The 21998-nt window shown below is 71.4% G+C and carries 24 protein-coding genes and 1 pseudogene; 14 read left to right on the top strand and 11 right to left on the bottom strand.

The window, feature by feature from the left end:
* Positions 1 to 260: 260 nt before the first annotated feature.
* The 4 genes from ACIRHA_RS09290 to ACIRHA_RS09275 all read left to right on the top strand — a co-directional run bounded on the left by ACIRHA_RS09290 (position 261) and on the right by ACIRHA_RS09275 (position 3246).
* Positions 261 to 1583, top strand: coding sequence for a family 43 glycosylhydrolase (locus tag ACIRHA_RS09290; RefSeq protein WP_403841879.1), 1323 nt, complete (start codon positions 261 to 263; stop codon positions 1581 to 1583).
* Between the two features lie 109 nt (positions 1584 to 1692).
* Positions 1693 to 1899 (top strand): DUF2180 family protein, encoded by a 207-nt coding sequence (locus ACIRHA_RS09285; protein WP_403841876.1) that lies wholly within the window; start codon positions 1693 to 1695, stop codon positions 1897 to 1899.
* The gene (locus ACIRHA_RS09280; protein WP_403841873.1) at positions 1899 to 2348 is read left to right on the top strand and encodes a Fur family transcriptional regulator; all 450 of its coding nucleotides are present in this window, start codon (positions 1899 to 1901) and stop codon (positions 2346 to 2348) included. The genes ACIRHA_RS09285 and ACIRHA_RS09280 overlap by 1 nt, the downstream gene beginning before the upstream one ends.
* 139 nt (positions 2349 to 2487) lie before the next feature.
* Positions 2488 to 3246 carry a class I SAM-dependent methyltransferase gene (locus tag ACIRHA_RS09275; RefSeq protein ID WP_403841870.1) on the top strand — a complete coding sequence of 253 codons (759 nt, stop codon included), beginning with the start codon at positions 2488 to 2490 and terminating at the stop codon, positions 3244 to 3246.
* A 7-nt stretch (positions 3247 to 3253) separates the two neighbouring features.
* Here the strand turns inward: ACIRHA_RS09275 and ACIRHA_RS09270 are convergent, their stop codons facing one another.
* The 4 genes from ACIRHA_RS09270 to ACIRHA_RS09255 all read right to left on the bottom strand — a co-directional run bounded on the left by ACIRHA_RS09270 (position 3254) and on the right by ACIRHA_RS09255 (position 7298).
* A complete protein-coding gene (locus ACIRHA_RS09270; RefSeq protein WP_403841867.1) occupies positions 3254 to 4234 on the bottom strand; it encodes an MASE1 domain-containing protein in 981 nt (326 codons plus the stop codon).
* A gap of 109 nt (positions 4235 to 4343) precedes the next feature.
* Complete coding sequence (locus ACIRHA_RS09265; RefSeq protein ID WP_403841863.1) at positions 4344 to 5189, bottom strand: PP2C family protein-serine/threonine phosphatase; 846 nt, start codon at positions 5187 to 5189, stop codon at positions 4344 to 4346.
* Positions 5190 to 5292: 103 nt separating this feature from the next.
* Entirely contained in the window at positions 5293 to 6732 is a 1440-nt protein-coding gene (locus tag ACIRHA_RS09260) for an MFS transporter (protein ID WP_403841860.1), read from the bottom strand.
* A gap of 56 nt (positions 6733 to 6788) precedes the next feature.
* Positions 6789 to 7298, bottom strand: coding sequence for a nucleoside deaminase (locus ACIRHA_RS09255; RefSeq protein ID WP_403841857.1), 510 nt, complete (start codon positions 7296 to 7298; stop codon positions 6789 to 6791).
* Between the two features lie 161 nt (positions 7299 to 7459).
* Between ACIRHA_RS09255 and cynR the strand changes: the two genes are divergently transcribed.
* Positions 7460 to 8401, top strand: coding sequence for a transcriptional regulator CynR (cynR, locus tag ACIRHA_RS09250; RefSeq protein WP_403841854.1), 942 nt, complete (start codon positions 7460 to 7462; stop codon positions 8399 to 8401).
* An 87-nt stretch (positions 8402 to 8488) separates the two neighbouring features.
* Complete coding sequence (locus ACIRHA_RS09245; RefSeq protein WP_370443954.1) at positions 8489 to 8566, top strand: 50S ribosomal protein bL37; 78 nt, start codon at positions 8489 to 8491, stop codon at positions 8564 to 8566.
* Between the two features lie 60 nt (positions 8567 to 8626).
* Here ACIRHA_RS09245 and ACIRHA_RS09240 read toward each other — a convergent pair whose 3' ends face one another.
* A complete protein-coding gene (locus ACIRHA_RS09240; RefSeq protein WP_403841850.1) occupies positions 8627 to 9211 on the bottom strand; it encodes a GNAT family N-acetyltransferase in 585 nt (194 codons plus the stop codon).
* Here ACIRHA_RS09240 and ACIRHA_RS09235 point away from each other — a divergent pair.
* Positions 9182 to 9505: a hypothetical protein gene (locus ACIRHA_RS09235; RefSeq protein ID WP_403841847.1), complete on the top strand. Its 324-nt coding sequence runs from the start codon at positions 9182 to 9184 to the stop codon at positions 9503 to 9505. The two genes, ACIRHA_RS09240 and ACIRHA_RS09235, sit on opposite strands and share 30 nt — an antisense overlap.
* Before the next feature lie 5 nt (positions 9506 to 9510).
* On the opposite strand, the gene ACIRHA_RS09230 is transcribed toward ACIRHA_RS09235, so the two are convergent.
* A complete protein-coding gene (locus ACIRHA_RS09230; RefSeq protein WP_403841844.1) occupies positions 9511 to 10329 on the bottom strand; it encodes a phytanoyl-CoA dioxygenase family protein in 819 nt (272 codons plus the stop codon).
* Positions 10330 to 10476: 147 nt separating this feature from the next.
* On the opposite strand from ACIRHA_RS09230, the gene ACIRHA_RS09225 reads away from it, so the two are divergent.
* The gene (locus tag ACIRHA_RS09225; RefSeq protein WP_403841841.1) at positions 10477 to 11382 is read left to right on the top strand and encodes a helix-turn-helix domain-containing protein; all 906 of its coding nucleotides are present in this window, start codon (positions 10477 to 10479) and stop codon (positions 11380 to 11382) included.
* A 4-nt stretch (positions 11383 to 11386) separates the two neighbouring features.
* On the opposite strand, the gene ACIRHA_RS09220 is transcribed toward ACIRHA_RS09225, so the two are convergent.
* From ACIRHA_RS09220 to ACIRHA_RS09205, 4 genes are all read right to left on the bottom strand, one after another.
* A complete protein-coding gene (locus ACIRHA_RS09220; protein ID WP_403841838.1) occupies positions 11387 to 13099 on the bottom strand; it encodes an FAD-dependent oxidoreductase in 1713 nt (570 codons plus the stop codon).
* An 86-nt stretch (positions 13100 to 13185) separates the two neighbouring features.
* Positions 13186 to 14013 (bottom strand): IclR family transcriptional regulator, encoded by an 828-nt coding sequence (locus ACIRHA_RS09215; protein WP_403841835.1) that lies wholly within the window; start codon positions 14011 to 14013, stop codon positions 13186 to 13188.
* 56 nt (positions 14014 to 14069) lie between these two features.
* On the bottom strand, positions 14070 to 14366 hold the full coding sequence (locus ACIRHA_RS09210) for a YciI family protein (protein ID WP_403841832.1): 297 nt from the start codon (positions 14364 to 14366) through the stop codon (positions 14070 to 14072).
* 43 nt (positions 14367 to 14409) lie between these two features.
* A complete protein-coding gene (locus ACIRHA_RS09205) occupies positions 14410 to 15135 on the bottom strand; it encodes an SDR family NAD(P)-dependent oxidoreductase (RefSeq protein WP_403841829.1) in 726 nt (241 codons plus the stop codon).
* A gap of 345 nt (positions 15136 to 15480) precedes the next feature.
* Between ACIRHA_RS09205 and ACIRHA_RS09200 the strand changes: the two genes are divergently transcribed.
* Positions 15481 to 16230, top strand: coding sequence for an SDR family NAD(P)-dependent oxidoreductase (locus tag ACIRHA_RS09200; protein ID WP_403841826.1), 750 nt, complete (start codon positions 15481 to 15483; stop codon positions 16228 to 16230).
* A gap of 2 nt (positions 16231 to 16232) precedes the next feature.
* On the top strand, positions 16233 to 17069 hold the full coding sequence (locus ACIRHA_RS09195; protein ID WP_403841823.1) for an IclR family transcriptional regulator: 837 nt from the start codon (positions 16233 to 16235) through the stop codon (positions 17067 to 17069).
* A gap of 142 nt (positions 17070 to 17211) precedes the next feature.
* Here the strand turns inward: ACIRHA_RS09195 and ACIRHA_RS09190 are convergent.
* Positions 17212 to 17613, bottom strand: a pseudogene (locus ACIRHA_RS09190) (NAD(P)-binding protein); the annotation flags it as partial.
* 162 nt (positions 17614 to 17775) lie between these two features.
* Here ACIRHA_RS09190 and ACIRHA_RS09185 point away from each other — a divergent pair.
* The 4 genes from ACIRHA_RS09185 to ACIRHA_RS09170 all read left to right on the top strand — a co-directional run bounded on the left by ACIRHA_RS09185 (position 17776) and on the right by ACIRHA_RS09170 (position 21997).
* Positions 17776 to 17964: a hypothetical protein gene (locus ACIRHA_RS09185; protein ID WP_403841820.1), complete on the top strand. Its 189-nt coding sequence runs from the start codon at positions 17776 to 17778 to the stop codon at positions 17962 to 17964.
* Positions 17965 to 18105: 141 nt separating this feature from the next.
* Entirely contained in the window at positions 18106 to 19353 is a 1248-nt protein-coding gene (locus tag ACIRHA_RS09180; RefSeq protein WP_403841818.1) for a chitinase, read from the top strand.
* A gap of 117 nt (positions 19354 to 19470) precedes the next feature.
* Positions 19471 to 20235: an IclR family transcriptional regulator gene (locus tag ACIRHA_RS09175; protein ID WP_403841815.1), complete on the top strand. Its 765-nt coding sequence runs from the start codon at positions 19471 to 19473 to the stop codon at positions 20233 to 20235.
* Between the two features lie 67 nt (positions 20236 to 20302).
* Positions 20303 to 21997 carry a hypothetical protein gene (locus ACIRHA_RS09170; protein WP_403841812.1) on the top strand — a complete coding sequence of 565 codons (1695 nt, stop codon included), beginning with the start codon at positions 20303 to 20305 and terminating at the stop codon, positions 21995 to 21997.
* The last annotated feature ends 1 nt before the right edge of the window (position 21998 follow it).

Raw genomic sequence — 21998 nt, 5'->3', positions numbered from 1 at the left:
ATTCGCACGCAACACCACTCCCCCACACCAGACTTGACCTGCAACGACGCGGGATCACGCTCGAAGCGAGCGGGCCGCGCGGAGTTCGGGGAACGCCACACGACTGCAACATTCGCCGCTGACCAGCGGCCTTGCCGTCGCCGGGCCGCGACTCCTGCACCACTCCCGTACCCATTTATGTAGGTGCTCTTGACTTAAATCGTGGCCACGCTGAAACATGCTGCGCACACCGAGACCGACCAGCCGAGGAGCCACGTCTGATGACCCGGGAAGAGACCAACGCAGCACACATCGGCCGCCGCGGCGTGCTGGCCGGCATCGCCGGGACCATGGGGGCGGTGGCACTGCCCACGGGCTCCGCGCTCGCACAGCCCGCACGGCCCGCGGCGGAGCGGCGGTATCCGCCCAACTGGCCGGCCCTCGAACCGTACGGGCTCGCGGACACCCGAAAGGACCTCTGGCCGCGCGAGGACAACTCCTTCGTCCTGCCGCTCGAACTGCGGCCACGCGACGAGGAGTTGGGCCGGGTGTGGATGCGCGACACCTACGTCAACTGCTTCGTCGTCGACGGCCGTCCGCTCTACGTGGCCACCGGAACCACCCGCGTGCCCGGCCTCTCGGCGGCCGGGCCATGGAACGACGGCATCTTCGTGTGGACCGCCCCGTCGCTCCACGGCCCGTGGCGCCTCGCCGACACCACCGGTTTCCGGCCCGGCGCCGAGCGCGGCAAGGTCTGGTCGCCTGAGTTCGTGAACGAGAACCGGCCGCGACGCACGGTCGTCGCGCCGTGGCAGGAGTACTGGCACGACGAGCAGTTCGGCAAGCGGGCCAACGCCTGGGCACCGGAGCTGCACCGCTTCCGCGGCAAGTGGTACATCGTCGCGTGCATGGGCGACCACTCCCAACTGGTCGGCTCCTTCATGCTGGTGAGCGACGGCGGGGTCGAGGGCCCCTACCGACTCGTCGAGGGCAATCTCGACAAGCCGTTCGGCGACGTGGTGCCCGGCGGGCCCGCCTTCATCAAGCCGGGCGCGTACCACCACATCGACGGCGGCCTGTACACCGAGGGCGACGACGCGTGGCTGGTGCTGCACAACCACGTCTACGCGAAGTTCCGCGACGACATGGAGGACATCGTCCCGACGACGAACCTGCCGGCGTTCCAGCAGAGCCCGTACGCGCCCGAGCCGTACCTGGAGGGCGCGTACGTCTTCAAGTACGGCGGCAAGTACTTCCTGGTGCACGCGGCGTGGGACCGCACCTCGACGGGGACCGACGGCAGCGCGCGGCACGCCTACGATCCGCCGGGCACCGGCCGCACGCAGTACCAGTACGACGCGGTCGTCGCGGTGGCCGACCGCCTCGAGGGCCCGTACTCCAAGCGCTGGACCGCGGGTGTCGGCGCCGGGCACAACAACTTCTTCGAGGACCACCGAGGCGGCCTGTGGGCGACGTTCTTCCGCAATCCCGCCTTCGGCTACTGGGCCGACCCGTCCCGTTCCGGCGACGCCGCGGTGGCCGGTGTCGTGCGCCTGGAGTGGACCGGACCGCGGGGCAACCGCCTGTACGTGAAGCGGACCTAGATTGGACTCGATCCAAACTGGGACCTACTATCAAAGAGACCGAGGTACAAATCAGCGCAGCCAGTGACGCCTGCCACCTCCGGTAACAAATCGCCACGGAGGCCCCCACATGGCTTGCTACGACTGCATCCAGGAAAACCGTCCCGACTCGACCGGCATCGGCATCTGCACCCGCTGTGGCCTGGCCACCTGCCACGACCACTCGCGCGTGCTCGCCACTCACGTACAGCGGGCCAACGGCATGAGTCGCTCGACCAGCCGCCTCGCCGGGCGGCGCGTCGTCTGTCGCACCTGCCTGGCCGCCGAGGCCGCGTAATGACAGGCCAGGACGCGGGCGAGCTGCTCAGGCGCAATGGCCTGCGCAGCACGGCGCAGCGGCGTGCGGTGCTGGCCGCTCTCCAGGGCCGGTCACACGCGTCCGCGGCCGACCTGGAGGAGCGGATCGGTCTGTCCAGGCCCGAGGGTTCCTCCGCGGGTCTCTCGCGCCAGGGGCTCTACAACGTCCTGGAGGACCTCACCCGCGTCTACCTCGTGCGCTGCATCGAGCCGGCGGGCTCCCCCGCCCGGTTCGAACTGCGCGTGGGCGACAACCACCATCACCTGGTCTGCCGCTCCTGCGGCCGGATCGAGGACGTGGACTGCGCCGTCGGCGCGGCGCCCTGCCTCGACCCGGTCCAGGACAGCGGCTTCACGGTGGACGAGGCCGAGGTCACTTGGTGGGGCCTGTGCGCGGACTGCCGCCGGGCGTCGGAGCGGTCCGTCTGACACCCGGGATCCGGCGCGCGGGTCTTGTGCACGCGCCCGAGCCCGCGGCGCGATCTTTGTGGCTCCTGCCAGTCGGCCCCGGCGGTGGTCCGCGAGAAGACTGCTCGCAGACATGACCGAGCCCGTACGGGGAGGCAGCGTGAGCACGAGCGCGGAGCAGCAGTACGACCGGATCGGCGAGGCGTTCGAGGGCTTCAAGGCCCTCCATCTCGCCCGCTATGTGGAGGTGCCCAGCTTTCTGGAGCTGGTCGGCGATGTGACCGGCAGGTCCGTCGTCGACCTCGCGTGCGGTACCGGCTTCTACAGCCGCCTGTTCAAGCGGCGCGGTGCCACCGATGTGTACGGCGTCGACGTCTCGGGCGAGATGGTCGACGTCGCGCGCCGCATCGAGAGCACCGACCCGCTCGGCGTGCGCTACGCCGTCGGGGACGTGGCCACCTCCGACGCGCTCGGCGTGCGCCGCTACGACATCGCCACCGCCGTCAACCTGCTCAACTACGCCGAGACGGTCGACACCATGGCGGCCATGTGCCGCGCCATCCATGACGCGATCCGCCCCGGCGGCACCTTCTACGCCCTCAACCAGAGCCCCGACTACGACTTCGACGGCCCGAGCCCGCGCCCGTACGGCTTCCACTGCGAGCTTGAGGGCAGCCGTGTCGAGGTGGGTCCGCGGGTGCGTGTCACCGCGTTTCTCGACCCCGAACCCGTCTCGTTCGTCGCCGGCCTTCCGCGTCGCGAGGTCTACGCCGAGGCCCTGACCCGGGCCGGGTTCACCGACGTCTCCTGGTCACCGCTCTCCGTGTCGGACGAGGGCCGTGCGGCGTTCCCCGCCGGGTTCTGGGACGACTACGAGGCCAATCCGCCCTTCGAGCTGCTCACCGCCCTGCGTCCCTGAGGCCGGGTCACCCGTCGGGGGTCTCTGGCGTGCGTCTGCCGGAGGACTCCGTCGGGTCCTCGCCCGCGGCGAGGTGTTCCAGCAGTTCGGCGAGTTCGTTGCAGGCGTGCTGTACCGAGTGACGCGTGGCGCGCTGTTCCGTGACAAGCGCGGACAGCAGGAGCGCCGTCAGCGCGGCGGCTCCGTTGAAGGCCTGGAGCTTGGTCATGACCTCGATGTTGGACAGCTCGAGGAAGGAGCCCTGCAGCCCGTTCGCCGCGTAGGTGCTGAGCACGGACGCGAACAGCGCGCAGAGCATGCTGCCGGCCAGCTCGAAGCGGAGCGCCGCCCAGATCAGCAGCGGGAAGACGAGGAAGAGCATGCCCGGCGTGCTCAGTACGGCGAACGGCACGAGCAGCAGGGTCGCGATCCCCAGGCACAGCGCCTCCACCCAGCGCCGGACGGGTATCCGCTCCGTCACCCGTCGGCGGGGCAGGAACGTGCCCCGGAACAGCACGAGCAGCAGCGGCGTCACGAGCAGGACGCCCATGGCGTCGCCGACCCACCAGGCCAGCCACACGGGCAGGAAGTCCCCGACGTCCAGCGACCCCGTCCACACCTGGGGCGCGACACCGGCCGTCGCGCTGATCAGCATGGCGCCGAGGCCGCCGAGGAAGACGAGACTGGTTCCGTCGCGCAGCCGTGACACGTCGAGCCGGAATCCGACCGCTCGGAGCAGCAGGCAGGCGCAGAGCGGTCCCGCGGTGGTGCCCGCGACGGTGACGATCGAGATGAGGTCGGGGGTGGTGAGGGAGGTGATCACGAGGAAGGAGCCGAGGGCGATCCCGGGCCAGACGCTGAGGCCGAACACCAGCAGGCAGGCGACGGCCACGCCGGTCGGCGGCCAGATGGGGGTGACCACTACGCCCTCGACGCCTACCTGGCCGAGCAGGCCGAGGCGCCCTGCCACGTAATAGCAGGCGGCCACGGCGAGTGCCTTGAGGGCCATCTCCATGACCGGCCGTAACCGCCGAGAAACCACCACAGCAGCCATCAGACACCGAGCGGGTCTCCTCGGCCAGGCGAAACCGTCCGCCCGTGTGCGTGCGCGGGACCCCTCAGGCGGTCGGCGGGCGCCGCCCCGCGGTGCCGACGTCGTGGCCGACGACAAGGACGGCAGCGTCGTCCTCGTGGCCCACCGAATCGGCCAGCTTCATCACGCCCGCGGCGAGTGTGTCGACGCCGAGACCGGCCGCGGCGGTGACCTCGGCGAGCCGTCGCACCTGGCCGAGACCGTCGTCGAGGTCGAGGGAGGGGCCCTCGACCACGCCGTCGGTGGGCAGGACGAAGACACCACCTGTCGTGAGGCGATGGCAGGCGACGGGGAAGGAGGCGCCCTCCAGGACACCGAGCGGGGGCCCGCCCTCCTCCTCGTCGATGCCGGACCGGCCGTCGGCAGTGGCCCAGATGTGCGGGATGTGTCCGGCCCGCGCGCACTCCAGGGTGCCGCTGGCCGGGTCGAGCCGCAGGAAGGTGCAGGTGGCGAAGAGGTCCGTGTCCAGGGAGACCAGGAGGTCGTTGGTGCGGCCGAGCAGCTCCCCGGGATCGCCGGTGACGGAGGCCAGCGCGCGCAGCACGACACGGACCTGCCCCATGTACGCGGCCGCCTGGATGTTGTGGCCCTGGACGTCGCCGATGGACAGACCGATGCAGCCGTCGGCCATGGTGAAGGCGTCGTACCAGTCGCCGCCGACGTTGAGCCCGTGATTGGCCGGCATGTAGCCCACGGCCAAGCGGACGCCGTCGGGGCGGGGCAGGTCGCGGGGCAGCATGCCGCGCTGCAGTGCCACCGCCAGTTCGACCCGTGAGCGCTGCAGCTGCGCGAGCTCCCGCGCGCGGGCGGTCAGCGCACCGAGTTTGGCCAGCAGTTGCTGACCGTCCTCGAGGGACTCGCTGCGGAACATCGTTCGCCCCGTTCCAGGAGAGTTTTCCCCACTGTGCCCGCGGACCGGCCGGGTCGCACGTCAACGGCCTGAGTGAGCGGTACGGCGTTTCCCGCTTCTCGCGCTATGTCCCGGAGCGCCGTGGCCGGGCGAGCACCGCCGTGCCGAGCGCGGCCAGGAGGAGGCCGGCCAGCGGCCAGCGCACCGCCGTGGTGAAGCCGTGCAGCAGCGCGGTGCGGTGCGGGCCCACGAAGGCGGTGGCCGCGCCCGCGGCCACCGTGTTGAAGACGGCGGAGCCGATCGAGCCGCCGACTTGTTGTGCCGAGTTGAGGGCGGCCGAGGCGATGCCGGAGTCCTCGGGCGGCAGGTGGGACGTGGCGGTGGTCATCAGGGCCAGGAAGGTCGCGCCCATGCCGATGCCGAACAGGGCGAGTCCGGGCAGGATGCCGGTCGTGTAGTCGGCGTGCACCGTCAGGCGGCTGAGCCACCACAGGCCCGTCGCGGCGACGCACAGCCCGCTCGCCATCATCACGCGGGCGCCGAGCAGGGGCAGCAGGCGGGTGCCGAGCTGTGTCGCGGTCAGCGTGGTGATCAGGCTCAGCGGCAGGAAGCCGAGGCCGGTGCGGGCGGCCGACCAGCCGAGGACGGTCTGCAGGTGGAAGGTGAGGAAGAGCGAGAGGGACAGTTGCGCCGCCATCAGGCAGGCGCCCGCCACGAGCGCCGCCACCCGGGCCGGGTCGCGCAGCAGGCGCGGCGGCAGCAGCGGCGTGCGGGCCTTGCGCAGCCAGCCTGCGAAGAGGAGGAGCAGCACCAGGCCCACCGACAGCGCCGCCACCACCGGGCGGCCCGTCCAGCCGCTGTTCTCGGCCGCGCTGAACCCGTAGACGAGCAGGGTCAGTCCGCCGCAGGCGAGCACCGCCCCGGGAATGTCGAGGCGGCCGCGGGTGCGGGGCGCCGTGTCGGGCGGCATGAGCACGCTGGCGGCGAGTGCGGCCCCGGCGAACAGGACATTGACGTAGAGGCACCAGCGCCAGCCCGCGGTCTGGGTCAGGACGCCGCCGAGGGTGACTCCGAGGGCGCCGCCCGCGCCGCCGAGCGCGCCGAAGATCGCGATGGCGCGGCGGCGTTCGCGCAGGTCCGGGAAGGTCGTCGTGATCAGGGCGAGGGCGCTCGCGGCCAGCAGCGCGGCGAACACCCCCTGCAGGGCGCGCGCCGCGAACAGTGTTCCGGACTCCGGAGCCGTGCCACCGGCCGCCGAGGCGACGGCGAAGCCGGCCAGGCCGGTCAGGAAGACCCGCTTGCGGCCGACGAGGTCGGCGATCCGGCCCGCCAGCAGGAGCAGTCCGCCGAAGGCGAGGGTGTACGAGGTGATGGCCCAGGGGCGGGCCGCGTCGCTCATGCCGAGGTCGCGCTGCATCGAGGGCAGCGCGACGTTCACGATCGTCGCGTCGAGCAGGATCATCAGCTGGGCGAGACCGAGCACGGCCAGGCCCCACCAGCGGCGGGGCGGGGCGGGCTGGGCCGGCGCGGTGGTGCCCGCGGCGGCGGCGCAGTCCTGAGTCATGTTGTGTGGTTGTCCGTGGTGTTCCGAAGGGGCGGGCCGCGCGCCGCGTGACGGGGTCAGGCGCCGGTGGGGGCACCGGGGACGCGCCGCTCGCCGCCGTTGCGCCGCTGCCACTCGCGGTAGACGTCGACGGCGTCGGCGTGCGGCTCGTAGGTCATCGGCAGCCTGCGCTCATCCCAGTTCTTGGCGAACTCGCCGTAGAACGTGTCGAGTTCGAAGTACTTGCGGTCGTCGGCGTAGTGCGGGGCGTACTCCTCGCGGGTCGTGACGAAGACGACCTCGGCGGGGCTGCAGTAGTAGAGAGCGGCCAGGCACATCGGGCACGGGTGGGCGAGGACGTAGATCGTGGCGTCGGTGAGGTGCTCGGTGCCCAGCTTGGTGCAGGCCTCGCGGATGGCGAGGATCTCGGCGTGGGCGGTGGGGTCGTTGGTCTGCGCGACCTGGTTGGGGCTCTCCGCGATGATCTCGCCGCCCTGGACGATGACGGTGGCGAAGGGGCGACCGCCGTCGGCGACGTTGGTGCGGGCGATGTCGATGGTGCGCTGGGCGAAGTCCTTGACGTCCATGGAGAGCTCCTTGTCGTGCCGTTCCGAACCGGCCGCTCCCGGGAAACTCCTGGATGAGCGGGCCGATGGATTCACCGTGCCTCAGCAGGGTCTATAGCGTCAAAGACTTGATGACCATCAGTTGTATTGGCGTTCTCTATACCTGCTTCTACGCTGGGAGCATGTCCGTCGAGCTGCGTCAGGTGCGCTACTTCATGGCTGTGGTCGAGCACGCGGGGTTCACGCGCGCCGCCGAGGTGCTTCGGATCTCCCAGCCGACCCTGTCCCAACAGGTCAGACAGCTGGAGCGGAATCTGGGCGTGCAGCTCCTCGATCGCAGCGGGCGCACGGTGCGGCCGACCGACGCGGGGCGCGCGTACCTGAATCACGCGCGGCGCGCGCTGCGGGACCTGGCCGCCGGGGAGCGTGCGATCCACGACGTACGGGATCTGTCGCGCGGGCATCTGCGCCTGGGGGTGACGCCGACGTTCACCGCGTATCTGGTCGGTCCGCTCATCGCCGCGCTGCGGGAGAGGCACCCGGGCGTCACGGTCGCGGTGCGGGAGCTGACGCAGGACCTGCTGGAGGCGGAGTTGCTCGCGGACGCGTGCGATCTGGGGATCGCGTTCCAGGGCGGCCAGTTGCCGGGGATCGCGGTGGATCCGCTGTTCACGGAGAACCTGAGCCTGGTCGCGGGCGACGGGCCCGGGTCCTTCCGTGCGGCGGACGGGCCATGGACGGCCCCGGACCTGGACCGGCTGCATCTGGCGCTGCTCAGCAAGGACTTCGCCACGCGCGGCCGGATCGACGCGTACTTCGCCGAGCACCAGGTGCGGCCCCGGATCGCGGTCGAGGCCAACTCCCTGCAGACCCTGATCGACATCGTGCAGCGCACCGGCCTGGCCACCGTCCTCCCGGACCCGGTCACCCACGGCCATCCGCGCCTGACCCCGCTGCCGGTCGACCCTCCCCTGCCCACGCGTACGGCCGCCCTCCTCAGCCGCGCGGACGGCTACCGCAGCGCGGCGGCCGACGCCTTCGCCCGGCTCGTCCGAGAGCACATCGAGGCGCATCCGTTCCGGCCACCCGACCCCCCAACCACTGTGACCCAGAACACACATTAAGCGTGCATGATCACGGGTATGAGCCCGCACGCTGCCTGGACAGATCCAGGGAGAACGACAAGAAACACCACACCCTGGGAGGTATCGATGTCCTCGAAGCGACGCCGTAAGAAGAAGGCCCGCCGCAAGAACGGCGCCAACCACGGCAGCCGTCCCCAGTCCTGAGGACTGACGGCAGCAGGAGAGCGGGGCGGCAGAGCCATCTGCCGCCCCGCTCTCGCGTGTTCAGCGCGGGGGCAGGTAGCCGGCGACCCGCGCGGCCAGCCGGTCCTTGACCCGCTTCCACTCCGCGTCGACGACGGAGTACATCGCCGAGTCACGCAACTGGCCTTCCTCACCGGGTGCCCAGGACATCGACCAGTTCCGCAGTACGCCCTCGAAGCCGGCCCCGAGCGCCTGGATGGCATGGCGTGAGCGCTGGTTGCGGGCGTCCGTCTTGAGATCGACCCGCGCCACGCCGAGCTGTTCGAAGGCGTGGCCCATCAGGAGCAGCTTGGCCTCGGCGTTGATTCCAGCTCCTTGTGCGGACACGCCGAGCCACGTGAAGCCGATCTCGATGGCGCGCACTTCCTTGCGTCCCGGCCAGTACCGGGGGTCCCAGTACGCCGTGCAGCCCACCGCGCGGCCATCGCTGCGGCGGATCTGCGCGAACGGGACGAGCCCTTGCGCGACGCGGTCGAGCCGCGTCCTCGGATGCTGAACGCGCCCGCAGAGGCGTGCGTATCTCTGTGTGACGCACTGCTCGCTACGCGCTGTGAGGCGTGGAGGAGGACCGTAGAGATGTCGGAATCCGGCCGACCAACGCTGCACGCACTGCCGGACGGTGAGGCGGAACTCGCCGTGGTGTTGCGGTTGACGTGGGAGGACGTCGCCGCGATCGGGCAGGAGGCGAGCAGGCTCGCCGAGCGGGCGCAGCGGGCCGTGACGCTGGACGAGGCGGTGAGCCACCGGCTGCGCTCCCGTCCGCCCGCCTCCCACGCGAAGCCGCCCCAGCCCGGCGCCGCGGCGCTGCCGGTGTCCGCTGCGAACGGCCGCGCGCCGGGCGAGCAGGCCCGGCAGGCCATCGACAAGATCAATGGGAGGTCGGGGCCCGAAACGGTGTGAGGTCGTCAGTGCGGGGCCGGGGCGAACTCGGTTCCGCACGGGCCGCCGCCGGTGCTCTCCTCCGTCTCCACCGCCTGTCCGTCCATCGTCCGCAGGCCGTAATAGCCGGCGATGCGCTCGGTGGACCGGCCGACGTAGTGGCAGATGAACGAGCGGCGGAAGCGGTCCGCCGTACGGTTGGGTCCGGAGCCGTGGACCAGCGTGCCGTTGAAGAAGAGGACGTCGCCGGGCTCCATGTCGACGGGCTCGGGCACGAGGCCGGGGGGTGGCGGCACGTACTCGCGCGCGAAGGACACGCTCGCGTCCGCCTCCTCCGGGCAGAACAGGTCCATCAGATGGGTGCCGGGGACCACTTCGAGGCCGCCGTTGTCCCGGTCGATGTGGTCGAGGGCGACCCAGGCGGCGATACAGGTGCCGGGTTCGACCCGCAGATAGAAGTTGTCCTGGTGCAGGGCCTGGCCGCGGGCGCCGGGCGGCTTGAAGTAGAACATGCTCTGCGCGGCCAGTGGTTCCTCGCCGAAGAGGCCCGCGAGGATGCCCGCGAGGCGGGGGTCGAGCAGGCGGCGCCGCGCCAGGTCGTTGAAGCGGTGCGGCTGCATCACGCGGGGGTGGGAGAGGAGGGGGTCGAGGGCGGCGCCGGCCGGCTGCGGCTTGGGTTCGAAGTGGCCGGGCACGGGGCCTGCCGCCTGCAATCGCATGAACTCGTCGGTGAGTTCGCGGGTTTCGGCGGGGGCGAAGAGGGCGGGGGCGATCGCGTAGCCACGGGTGCGGAATTGTTCCTGGAAGGCCACCGAGTCGGGGGCGGCGAACTCGTGTGTCTGCACTGGGTGTTCCTCTCGGCCGTCGGGCATCTTTTGAGCACGCGCGGACCGTGTGCTGGACTGCTGCAGGCTCGTGTCCGCGCGGAAGCGGACTGATCCGAAACTACGGCTGGGGGCGGTGGATACCGAATGACGGGCACCGGCGCGCACATGCCTGAAACTGCTGCGGACACTCCTTCTCCGCCGGCTCAGTCACTCGTCGCCTCGCGGTTCTCGCAGCCCGCCGACTACCGGGTGGCGCGCGCCGCGGGCGCCGCCAACTGGCTGCTCTTGTGGACCGCCGAGGGCCGTGGCCAGGTGCGGGGAAGCGGCCCGTGGATCGCGCAGCGGCCCGGTGACCTCGCCGTGCTCCCCGCCCGCCGCCGGCATGCCTACCGCACCGACCCCTCCGCGCGTTCCTGGGGCGGCTGGTGGGTGCACTTCCAGCCGCGCGCGGCCTGGCCTGCCTGGCTGCGCGACCACAGCCGGGAGGGTGGGGTGTACTGCGTGACGGGCGTGCCCGCAGCGGTGCGCGCCCGGGTCGGCTCGGCCTTCCTACGACTGCACGCCGACGCCCGCTGGGCCGGCGGGGAGGCGCCGCCGAGCCAGGACCCGGCGGGCATCGCGATCGCCTCCGCCGGGCCCGGCAGGGAACTGGCGCTCGGCGCCATCGAGGAGGTGCTCCTCCTGGCCACCGGGTCCACCGCCGCCGCGGGCCAGGCCGCCGCGGCACCGTACGATCCGCGCGTGGGACAGGCCGACGCGATCATCGCCGCGGACCCCGGCGGCCCGCACACGGTCCACTCCCTCGCCCGCCAAGTCGCCCTGTCCCCCTCGCGGTTCGCGCATCTCTACGCCGAGCAGACCGGCCGTACGCCGATGCAAGCGGTGCGCGCCGCGCGTCTCGGCCACGCGCAGCAACTCCTGGACGCGACCGACCTGGACATCGGGCCGGTCGCACGGGCCTCGGGGTTCGCGAGCCCTTTCCACTTCAGCCGGGCCTTCCGGGAGCGCTTCGGGGTGCCGCCGAGCGTGTACCGGGCGGGCGACTCCGGGGAGCGGGAGGCGGGGCTGTAGGGCGTCACGCCCGCCGGGCCTCCCGCTCACGCGCGTGCTGTGCGATGTCGCGGCCGACCTGGTGGCCGAAGACCATCGCCGGGCCGATGTTGGCGCCGTATCCGGGGTAGCCGCCGCCGAACACGGAGACGGCGGACGTGCCCACCGCGTACAGACCGGGGACGGCCTCGCCGTGCTCCGTGAGGACCTCGCTGCGGGTGTTGACCGACAGGCCCGCGTAGGTGCCGAGATCGCCCATCTGGATCTTCACGGCGTAGAAGGGGCCCTTGTCGATGGGGGCGAGGTTCGGGTTGGGCTTGTGCTCCATGTCGCCCTTGAAGTGGTGGAACCAGTTGGAGCCGCGCCGGAAGGCGGGGTCCTCGCCGCGCGCCGCACCTTCGTTGAAGACGTCGAGGGTTCGGCGGAGGGCGTCGGCCGGGACACCGATGCGGGCGGCGAGGCGGGCGACCGTGCGGCCCTGTGTCAGATAGCCGACCTTCCTGAAGTACCAGGTGGGCAGCGGCCAGGGCTTGGCGTAGCCGATGCCGTAGGTGTGCATGGCCTTGCGGTCGCCGATGATCCAGCCGTAGGTGTCGCGCTCCCCCGCGTTCTCCTTGATCATCTCGACGCCGAAGTCGTGGTACGAGTACGACTCGTTGGCGAAGCGTTCGCCGCGCCGGTTGACGGCGATGAGACCGGGCAGCCCGAAGGCGCGCAGGTGCGGGAAGATGCGGTCCTGGCCGCGCAGGTTCTTCCAGACCGTGACCGGGCCCCAGGACGCGGGCTGGTGCGGGTCGGCGTTCATGACACCGCCGGCGGCGTGCGCCAGGCGGTAGCCGTCGCCCTGGTGGCCGACCGTGGGGGTGGTGTGGTTGTCGCCGCGCGGGTCGTGTCCGAAGTGTCGGCGGCGCAGTTCGGTGTCGCCGGAGAAGCCGCCCGCCGCGATGACGACGCCGAGCCGGGCCTGGACCGTGCCGGTGCGGGCGCCCTCGATCTCGGCGCCGGTGACGACGCCGTTGTCGTCCTTGAGGATGCGGGACGCCTTGGTGCGGGTCCACATCGGGATGCCGGCGTCGGTGGCTGCGGCGATGAGGCGGGTCATCAGGGCGTTGCCGTTGGTGCGCACCAACGCACGGCGGAAGACGAGGCGTTCGGCCCAGGTGCGGGTCAGTTTGCGGGTGACGTACGCGAAGGCCTTCAGCGAGCGGTTGGCCTTGATGAAGGTGGCGATGTCCGGGCCGATCTCGGGCATGTAGCCGAAGACGGTGTACGGGTACAGATAGGGCTGCACCCGGAGGCGGTTGCGGCCCAGGACACGGCCGTTGGTGGCGGCGACGGTGACGGCGCGGCCCGACTTACGGGCGCCGGGAGTGTCCATCTGGTAGTCCGGGGCCATCTCCGGGTAGTGGAACTCGATCCCGGCCTCGTTCTCGAAGAAGTCCATGGCTCGCGGCACTTCGTCGAGGAAGGTGGCGACGGCCTCCGGGACGTGGGACGGTCCGGCGAGCGCCTTGATGTACGTCTCGGCCTCCTCGCGGGTGTCTCCCTCGGCGACGCCCTGCCGGTTGCCGGGCAGCCAGCCCCAGCCGCCGGAGATGGCCGAAGTGCCGCCCAGATAGCGGTCCTTGTCGATGACGAGTACGTCGAGTCCCTCCCGTTCGGCCCTGAGCGCGGCGCAGATACCGGCGGCTCCGGAGCCGATGACCAAGACGTCGTACGTGAAGGTGGTGTTGCCCATGGTGTTCCCTCTCCGAGGTGCGGCCCTGGCGCATGAGGCGCCGTGAACACCCTGCGGACATACGGGAGTTGCGAACAACGACCCTTTCATTCAATGGGAATCGGGGCCGCCCCCGGGCGCGCACGGACCGCGCCGCGGGTACGGACCGGCCGCTCGCCCGGGGCGGGGGCGCCGAGGGTGCGGGAGATGCCTCGGGCGGCGGCGAGGAGTGCGGGCACGCAGGCGCGCGGGTGGGGTTCGCTGCTGGGGACCACGACGGAGAGCGCCGCGGTGACGTCGCCGCGGTCGTCGCGGACGGGGGCGGCGATCCCGGTGGAACCGACGGTGATCATCTCGGGGGCGACGACGTGCCCGTCCTGCCGGATCTGGGCGAGGAGTCGGCGCAGTGCGGCCGGGTCGGTGACGGTGCCGGGCGTGTGCCGCTCCAGGGGGCCTGCCAGGACCTTCTCCCACATCTCGGGCGGGCTGTAGGCGAGGAGGACGAGGCCGGTGGAGATGGCGTGCGCGGGGAGGCGGCCCGCGATGCGGGCGATGTTGGCGACGGCGCCGCGCGCGGAGAGGCGTTCCAGGACGAGGACGTCGGTGCCTTCGAGGACACCGATCTGCGTGTGGTGCCGGACGGCGGAGAGCAGGTCCTCCATGAACGGCATGGCGGCCTGGCGCAGGTCGAACGTGCGCGAGGAGCGCGAGGCCAGCTCCCACATCTGGACGCCCATGCGGACGCCTTTCCCGTCGGTGCGGTCGAGGGCGCCCAGGTCGACGAGTTCGCCGACGAGCCGGTGCGCGGTCGCCACCGGCAGGTCCGCGCGCCGGGAGATCTCCGAGACGGTGAGCACGGGGGCGGCGGCGGTGAACAGGCGCAGGATGCGCATCGCGCGGGTCAGCACCGACTCGCCGGATTCCGATCTTGCCATGCGGGCCATCCTCGGCATCCGGGCGGCATCTGCCAAGACCCGGATGCCGACGAAGGTCAGCCGAGCCGCGCGGCCAGCGGGCCGAGCACGGGGGTCCACTCGCGGGCCTCGACGCCCGAGACGAGCCCCTGGACACGGAAGGGATCCCGCTCGGTGGCGGCGAGCGCGGACGCCTTGTCCCCGGCGCGTATCAGGAGCAGCGCGCCGGGCACCTCAGCCGCGGCGAAGGGGCCCGAGCACAGGTTGACGCCCTGGTCGGCGAGGGCGTTCAGGAAGTCCTTGTGGGCGGGGCGGTGGGTGTCACGGCCGGCGGTGTCGTCTGTGTAGGTGTACGTGACTGCGTAGACAGGCATGGCGTCGCTCTCCGGTAAGTGGTGTGCGGGCGGGCAGGGTTGATCATCCGGCAGTGGTGTACCCGCCGTCCACGTAGAGCGTCTGGCCGGTGATGAAGCCGGAGCGTTCGCCGTCGAGCAGGAACAGGACGGCCTGCGCCACGTCGTCGACCGTGCACAGGCGGCCGAGCGGGACCTGCCGGATCATCGCATCGAGGTCGAGGGTTCCTCGGTCGACCATGTCGCGGATCAGCGGGGTGTCGACCCATGCGGGTCCGACGGCGTTGACGCGGACGCCCGCGCCCGCCCACTCGGCGGCGAGGGAGCGGGTGAGCCCGACGACTCCGGCCTTGGCGGCGCTGTAGGCGGTGCGACCGGGAAGTCCGCGGGCGGCGGCGATGGAGGCGACGTTGACGATCGACGGGGCGTCGGCGAAGTGCTCGTACGCGGCCTGGCAGGCGAAGAAGGTGCCGTCGAGGTCGACGTCGACGACGGTGCGCCAGTCGTCGGCGGGCAGTGTGCGCGAGGGTCCTGGACGGGTGAGCCCGGCGCTGTTGACGAGGCCGTGGACGGGGCCGAGCCGCTCGGCCACGGTGGCGAAGGCGTCGGCGAGTTCGTCGGGGCGGGTCACGTCGGCGGTGACGGCGAGGGCGCCGAGTTCTCGCGCGGCGGCGGACACGGCGTCGGTGTCGCGGTCCAGCAGCGCGACGCTCCATCCCTCGGCGGCGGCGCGGGCCGCGAGGGCCCTGCCGAGTCCTGAGGCGGCACCGGTGATCACGGCCGTGGGCATGGGTCCTCCGAGGGATGGTCGCTGGGCGCTTGTCGTTTGTCGCTTGTCGGGAAGGGGGCGGTCCGAGTCTCGGAGGGGCCGGAGGTCTGCTCCACAGGGATTCCGTCCAATGGAAAACCGGGTTACCGAGGAATTCCCCTTCCGCTAGCGTCCCGCACAGAGGGACAACAGAAGGCCGATTCAATCGGCTTTCATGAACCCGGGTGTACGGTTGAAAAGCACTTGAAAGTCGAGCCGAGAACACCGGATCCAAAGCTGTCCCGCAGAGAAGGACAATTCGGCGGAGTCGATCGACTCAAGGAAATCGACTCGCGGAAATCGACTCGAGGAATGGGAGAGCTCACGATGAGCGAAGGACGCGTACAGGGCAAGGTCGCCGTGATCACGGGAGGCGCGCGCGGTATCGGTGCCGCCATCGGCGACGCGCTCGCGGCGCAGGGCGCCACCGTCGTCGTCGCGGATCTGGCCCCGGCCGATTCCTACCAGGGCGAGGCCGCGTACCGGCAGGTCGACGTGGTGGACGAGGCGTCGGTGCGCGCCGCGTTCGACTCGATCGCCGAGGCCTACGGACGGATCGACGTCCTGGTCAACAACGCGGGCGTGCCCGGTCCGATCAAGCCGGCGCACGAGGTCGAGGAGAAGGAATTCGACTTCCTCTTCTCCGTGGACGTCAAGGGAGTGTGGCTCACGACGAAGCACGCGGTGCGACACATGCTGGAAAGCGGTGGCGGCTCCATCGTCAACATGTCGTCCATCTACGGCCTCGTCGGCGGAGCGCGCATTCCCCTCTACCACGCGGCCAAGGGAGCGGTGCGGCTGATGACGAAGGCCGACGCGGCGACGTACGCGAAGTCGGGAATTCGCGTGAACTCCGTCCACCCGGGTTCCATCGAGACGGAGTTGAGCAAGTCTCTCTCCGCTGATCCCTCGCCCGAGGCGGCGGCCTACGCGCAGCGCATGCTCGACAACACCCCGATGGGGCACCGCGGCACCCCCGCGGACATCGCCAACGCCGTGGTGTTCCTGGCCGGCGACGAGTCCCGGTTCGTCACCGGCACCGAACTCGTCGTCGACGGTGGATACACGGCGATCTGACCATGGCCGACACCGAGCGCTCGCAGCGCTACGTCATCGAGTCCCTGGACACCGGTCTGCGGCTGTTGCGCCTCTTCCTGGAGCACGACTCGCTGTCCGTGACGGATGCGGCGCGTGCCCTCGGGGTGGCCCGTTCGACCGCGCACCGGGTGCTCAGCACCCTGGAGGGCCGCGGGTTCGTGACCCGCGAGTCCTCGGGGCGCGGCTACTGCGCGGGGCCCGAACTCGTCCGCCTGGGCCGGCCGGCGGGCTACGGGCCCGAGGCACGCGACGCGCTGCGGCCCGTCCTCGACGACGCGGCGGCCCGGACCGGCGAGACCATCACCAGCGTCGCGCTGCTGGGCGACGAGATCCTCATCACGGACGGCCGTGAGTCCCGGCACCCGGTCCGGGTGATGCTGGAGATCGGCCGCACACACCCGGCGCACGCCACGTCCGGCGGCAAGGTCCTCCTCGCCCGCCTGACCGACGACCAGGTCCTGTCGCTGTATCCCGACGAGCTCCTGCCCGAGGCCACCCCGCACACGATCACGTCGCGCGCCGCTCTCCTCGAAGAGCTCGCCACCGTACGGGAGTTGGGATACGCGGTGAGCCGGGGCGAGTCGGTGTGGGGCATGAACGCGGTGGCCGTGCCGCTCCCGGGGCGCAGTTGGCGCGACCGGATGGCACTGATGGCCGCGACACCCGCCGACCGGGGAGACCCTGACGCGCTGGTGCTGGTGGCGCGGCGACTGCGGCGGTCGGCCTTGCTGTTCGGGGGTTCGGGTGACGGTTCGATTGACCGGGGGTTCGATGGTTCGGGTGCAGGCCGACCCAGTCGCCGCGCCAGTCCGCCATGAGGATCCGGCCGCCCGGCGTGCCTGCGCCCTGGATGACCTGCCAGGCGTCGAGGACGACCGGGTCGTCGAGCAATTCGAGTTCCGGGCGCCGGGGCGCCGCGCCCGGCGCGGGGATAACCGCCTCCGGTGCCGTCTCGGCCAGGAAGGCGCGTTCGACGCGAGTGCCGGTGACGACGCGGGCCCCGGCGCGCCGCGCGTCGTCCTCCAGGTTGGTGGCAGATCCCCCGAACTCCACTCGGCCGGGCAGCTCCTGGGGCAGCAGGACCTGGCCGCCGGGGCGCCGTCCGGCCTCGTACAGGGTCACGTCGTGTCCGCGTCCCGCCGCGACCGCCGCCGCCTTCAGGCCCGCCGGGCCACCGCCGACGACGACACGTTTGCGCCGGGTGATCAGCGGCAGGGCCCCGAAGCGCAACTCGCGTCCTGCCTCTGGGTGTTGGAAGCAGGGGAAGGGGTGGCCGGACTGGAAGTACCCGATGCAGGCCTGGCTCCAGCCGATGCAGGCGCGGATCGCTTCGGTGTCGCCACGCTCGGCCTTGCCGGGCATTCGGGGGTCGCAGATCAGCACGCGGGTCATGGCGCAGGCATCGGCCTGGCCCATGGCGATGATGGTGTCCGCTTCCTGGGCCTGGTCGATGCGGCCCGCGACCATGACGGGGAAGTCCACCACCTCCCGTACGCGGCGGCCATCGGCGTGGTCGTCATCGGTGTGACACATCCCTCGCTCGCGGAGTACGGCGGAATCGGCGACACGCTGACCGGTGCAGCCATCCTCCCGATCTCCACGGGTCTGTACGGGTATCGCCGTCTGATGCGGGACCGGCACCCCACCGCCTGGCACATCGTGACGCCCGACATGTCGGCGCCGCGCGGACACGTTCCGATTCGCACCAAGTGACCCGACACATCACGCATGCCGAGTTGATTAACTCACAGTGCGACGGGGCGAGTTGTGCGCGGCAGGCACCGAGCGGGCACAAGTCGAACACAGCGCCTACGATGTGCCGCCGTGCCCCGCACCCGATTATGAAGGACCCGCATGGCGTCCCCGTCCCGAGGCCCCGCCGGAAAGCGGCGCAAGCCGCGCACCTCGCCCGCCGCGTGGCTGGCCGCGCGCGCGTCCGGCGGCAGGGAGCGCACGCGGGACGCCCGGTCCGGCCGCCGCACCGGCGCCTTCGTGGCCGGCGGCGCGGTGCTGGTCGCGGCCACGGTGGGCGGCACCCTGCTGGCCACGGGCGGCGACGATCCCGCGTCGCCCTCCGCGCGCCACCAGGGCACCGCCAACCCGGGCAAGAGCCCTTCCCCGTCACCGAAGCCCTCCCACTCCCCGCCGAAGAAGCACACACCGAAGCCCAGGCCGACGCACTCCACCACCCCGCCGAAGCGCGTCTCGTTCGCCCCGTACGTCGACACCTCCCTCTCCCCCGCCTTCGACCTGCCCCGGGCCGCCCGCAGCACGGGCGTGAAGACCTACACCCTCGCCTTCGTCAAACCCAAGGGTGACTGCACCCCGCAGTGGGGCAGGTCGGCGCTCGACGGTGACCCGGTCGCCGCCAAGATCGGCGCACTGCGCTCCGCGGGCGGCGACGTACGTGTCTCCTTCGGCGGGCAGAGCGGCAACGAACTCGCCCGCACCTGCACGTCGGCGTCACGGCTCACCTCCGCGTACGAGCAGGTCATCGACCACTACAAGCTCACCAAGGTCGACTTCGACATCGAGGGCGACGCCCTGACCGACCGCGCGAGCGTGGACCGGCGCAACCGGGTCGTCGCGGCGCTGCAGCGCCAACACCCTGGCCTGGACGTGTCGTTCACGCTCCCGGCGCTACCCCGTGGCATCACCGCGGACGGCCTTTCCCTGTTGCGCAACGCCAAGAAGCACGGCGTCGACATCGACTCCGTCAACGCCATGGCGATGAACTTCGGCTCCTCCCCCGCGCCCCACCCCCGCGGCCGGATGGGCAAGTACGCCATCGACACCGCCGAGTCCACACATGCCCAGCTCAAGGACATCATCGGCGGCTCGGACAGCTCGGTGTGGAACCGCGTCGCCGTGACCCCGATGATCGGCGTCAACGACATCGACGAAGAGGTCTTCACGCCCTCCGACGCCGCCCAGCTCGGCGCGTTCGCCAAGTCCAGGGGAATGAGCTGGGTCTCCTTCTGGTCGGCGGCCCGCGACCGCGCGTGCCCCGACGGGCCGGGCGGTCCCGCGGCGGCGACGTGCAGCGGTGTGAGCCAGTCGACCGACGCGTTCATGAAGGCGTTCGTGTCACACATGCGTTGACGTGCGACGACGCATCAACCACCCCACAACATTTGGCCGTTGCCCACCTCTTGACTCATCTCCGGCCGTGGTCTTCATAATTGGCGTCACGAAATACGGGATGGTGTCCTACATTTTATGACGACCAATGAAGCGAACAACACGACCAAGCCCATGAGTTCCGCCCTCAAGCTGCTGCGTCTCCTCGACGTGGTGGGTGAGACCACCGACCCCGTGCGGGTGGCGGAGCTGGCCCGAGCCGTCGGTGCCACACGCTCCGAGGTGCACCGCCAGCTGGTCACACTCGTAGCTGCGGGCTGGATGGAGCAGCTCCCCGACGGCGCCTACCAACTCACGGTGAAGGCGGCCCACTTGGGGAACGCGGCACTGCAGCACGCCGGGTTCGGTGAGCGTGTCTCCCGGGTCCTCGCCGACCTCGCCGAGCGCATCGGCCAGTCGGTGTGTCTCGCGGTCCTCGACGACGACGCGACCCGCGTGGTCAAGCGCGCGGAGCCCGGCACCGCCGCCCACGTGACCCTCGCGCTGGGCCGCCGGATGTCACTGCGGGGCGGCGCGACGGGGCGGGTGCTGATCGCGCACGCCGACGACGCCACCCTGGAGGCCCTGCGCGAACGCGGAGTCCCGCTCCCGGACGGCGAGGAACTCGTCGAGATCCGGGAGGCGGGCTACGCGCTGATCCCCGAGTACGCCGACGAGGGCCTCGCCGCCATCGCCTTCCCGCTCCTCGGCCGCACCGGCCGCCCGACCGTGACGCTCTGCGCGGTCGGCCCCGCGACCCGCTTCGACCCACTGTCCGCGAAGGACGTACTCGCGAACGGCGCCGCCGACCTGGCCCGGCTCACCGCGGGCCTCGGCGACGGCCACACGTCCTGGACGGCCTGACCCACCCGCCGGGCACCACGCGGCGATCCCCTGCGTACCTCGCAGACACCCCTCCGAAGGGAGTCACATGACCACCCGGAGCGAACTCCGGCCCCCCGAGGACCACCCCGAACCCGCCACGGCCTTCATGCGCCCCGAACGGCTCGCCACCCTCGCCCCGAGCAGGCTCAGCGCCAGCCGCTCGCTCATGCACCTGATGACGCGGGAGCGGTGGACGGTCGACCTCGTCCGCTTCGACATCGACGAGCGCGCCAGGGGTGAGGCGGTGTACCGCGTGCGCACACCCACGGCCGTCTTCGACTTCATGGTGTTCTCCTTCGAGCCGAAGCTCGAGGGGCGCACCGGACGCATCATCGGCACCGACTGGGACATGATGGGCGCGCTCGTCGAGGGCGAGACGGACGACGAGGACCTGCGGGCGACCCGCGAGGAGATGCCGAAGCTGTACGCGGGCCGTGCCACGCCCGGCAGTCTCGTGTGGTGCCGCTCGAATCGCAGCCTGCGCCTGTTCGACCATGTCATCGAGCACCTGGCGGCCGGCCGGCAGCCGCGTGTCGCGGAGCTGTGGCCGGTCGGCTATCTGATGCGCAACACGGGCCTGGACGGCAACGGCACCTTCGGCACCCGCTCCTACAGCGCGCTGGAGGACGACCATCCACTGCGCCTGCCGTACCACGCGCAGATGCTCGCCGCGTATCTGATGCGCGAGTTCTCCGTGGACCTGGTCGAGCACCTCGCCCGCTGCCGCGACCCGCACGCCGCGCGGCTCGCCCCGGAACTGCGGCGCTTCCTCGGCCTCGGCAACGGCTCCGCGCTGGGCCTCGTGTTCTTCGCGAACAACCATCCGGTGCTGCTCGACCGCTGGCTCACCCTGCGCCGCACGGCGGTGGCCGAGGCCCGCCGCATCCCGGTGGTGCCGGGCTCGGCGGAGGCCGACCGGGCCGCCGAACTCCTGGCGCGCGCGGTCGACTTCCACGACCAGGACCCGCTGACCTACCACGACTTCACGGCCTCGTCGATGGTGGCCGACGGGCTGCGCGTACTCACGAAGCGCCTCGAAGCGGCCGCCCCTGACGCCGTCTTCGGGGATCTTGTCACCGGGCTGCCCGACGACCAGGTGTGCCGAGAAGCCGTCGAGGTGTTCGACGCCGTCCTGCTGGAACTGCGCCCGGAGCACACCGACGCGCTGCTGAGCCACCAGCCCGCCGACGAGACACTGCGCAGGCGTCCGCGGGAGACCATCACGGAACTGCGGGGCCTGCTCACCCGCGAGTATGCCTGGGCCCTCGCCCAGGACCTCGACGACCCGGACCAACGGCACTTCCGCTGGTACAAGTCACGGGACGCCGAGGAGCCGCGCCGCGGCCCGGTCGAGGAGGTGCCCGGCGGCTTCGAGTGGGCCCTGGACCTGCCCGGTGACATCCAGCGGCTCGCGGCCGCCCTCGACGAGGTGCCCGATGACACCCTCGTCGGCGAATTCCTCGCCGAACATCCCGAGGAGCGGTGGACGGTGACCCGGGCACAGGGTCTCGCGGGCCGCCACCACCACTCACCGCACATGAACATGCTGGCGAAGGACTTCGTCCCGGTGCACATCGTGCGGTTGATGAACGCCGCGTTCCACGGCCTGGACAAGACCGTGGACGCGTTCGGCCGCAGCGTGCTCGGCCTCCTCTTCCACGGCGCACCGACCCGCGCGGATCTGGCCGAGGGGCGCGCCTTCGACTGGATCTACCCCCGCCGCCCCGAGGAGCGTGACTGAT

Source organism: Streptomyces sp. NPDC102360 (assembly GCF_044766085.1).
Taxonomy (GTDB): Bacteria; Actinomycetota; Actinomycetes; order Streptomycetales; family Streptomycetaceae; genus Streptomyces.
This window is presented reverse-complemented; position numbering and strand designations above follow the sequence as displayed.

Bases quoted from the DNA above. Each gene is read 5' to 3' on its own strand.
- ACIRHA_RS09205 (WP_403841829.1), bottom strand. From the start codon at position 15,135: ATGCCCACGGCCGTGATCACCGGTGCCGCCTCAGGACTCGGCAGGGCC.
- ACIRHA_RS09280 (WP_403841873.1), top strand. From the start codon at position 1,899: ATGACAGGCCAGGACGCGGGCGAGCTGCTCAGGCGCAATGGCCTGCGC.
- ACIRHA_RS09220 (WP_403841838.1), bottom strand. From the start codon at position 13,099: ATGGGCAACACCACCTTCACGTACGACGTCTTGGTCATCGGCTCCGGA.
- ACIRHA_RS09210 (WP_403841832.1), bottom strand. From the start codon at position 14,366: ATGCCTGTCTACGCAGTCACGTACACCTACACAGACGACACCGCCGGC.
- cynR (WP_403841854.1), top strand. From the start codon at position 7,460: ATGTCCGTCGAGCTGCGTCAGGTGCGCTACTTCATGGCTGTGGTCGAG.
- ACIRHA_RS09200 (WP_403841826.1), top strand. From the start codon at position 15,481: ATGAGCGAAGGACGCGTACAGGGCAAGGTCGCCGTGATCACGGGAGGC.
- ACIRHA_RS09260 (WP_403841860.1), bottom strand. From the start codon at position 6,732: ATGACTCAGGACTGCGCCGCCGCCGCGGGCACCACCGCGCCGGCCCAG.
- ACIRHA_RS09285 (WP_403841876.1), top strand. From the start codon at position 1,693: ATGGCTTGCTACGACTGCATCCAGGAAAACCGTCCCGACTCGACCGGC.
- ACIRHA_RS09195 (WP_403841823.1), top strand. From the start codon at position 16,233: ATGGCCGACACCGAGCGCTCGCAGCGCTACGTCATCGAGTCCCTGGAC.
- ACIRHA_RS09225 (WP_403841841.1), top strand. From the start codon at position 10,477: ATGCCTGAAACTGCTGCGGACACTCCTTCTCCGCCGGCTCAGTCACTC.
- ACIRHA_RS09290 (WP_403841879.1), top strand. From the start codon at position 261: ATGACCCGGGAAGAGACCAACGCAGCACACATCGGCCGCCGCGGCGTG.
- ACIRHA_RS09255 (WP_403841857.1), bottom strand. From the start codon at position 7,298: ATGGACGTCAAGGACTTCGCCCAGCGCACCATCGACATCGCCCGCACC.
- ACIRHA_RS09175 (WP_403841815.1), top strand. From the start codon at position 19,471: ATGACGACCAATGAAGCGAACAACACGACCAAGCCCATGAGTTCCGCC.
- ACIRHA_RS09170 (WP_403841812.1), top strand. From the start codon at position 20,303: ATGACCACCCGGAGCGAACTCCGGCCCCCCGAGGACCACCCCGAACCC.
- ACIRHA_RS09245 (WP_370443954.1), top strand. From the start codon at position 8,489: ATGTCCTCGAAGCGACGCCGTAAGAAGAAGGCCCGCCGCAAGAACGGC.
- ACIRHA_RS09265 (WP_403841863.1), bottom strand. From the start codon at position 5,189: ATGTTCCGCAGCGAGTCCCTCGAGGACGGTCAGCAACTGCTGGCCAAA.
- ACIRHA_RS09180 (WP_403841818.1), top strand. From the start codon at position 18,106: ATGGCGTCCCCGTCCCGAGGCCCCGCCGGAAAGCGGCGCAAGCCGCGC.
- ACIRHA_RS09215 (WP_403841835.1), bottom strand. From the start codon at position 14,013: ATGGCAAGATCGGAATCCGGCGAGTCGGTGCTGACCCGCGCGATGCGC.
- ACIRHA_RS09235 (WP_403841847.1), top strand. From the start codon at position 9,182: ATGTCGGAATCCGGCCGACCAACGCTGCACGCACTGCCGGACGGTGAG.
- ACIRHA_RS09270 (WP_403841867.1), bottom strand. From the start codon at position 4,234: ATGGCCCTCAAGGCACTCGCCGTGGCCGCCTGCTATTACGTGGCAGGG.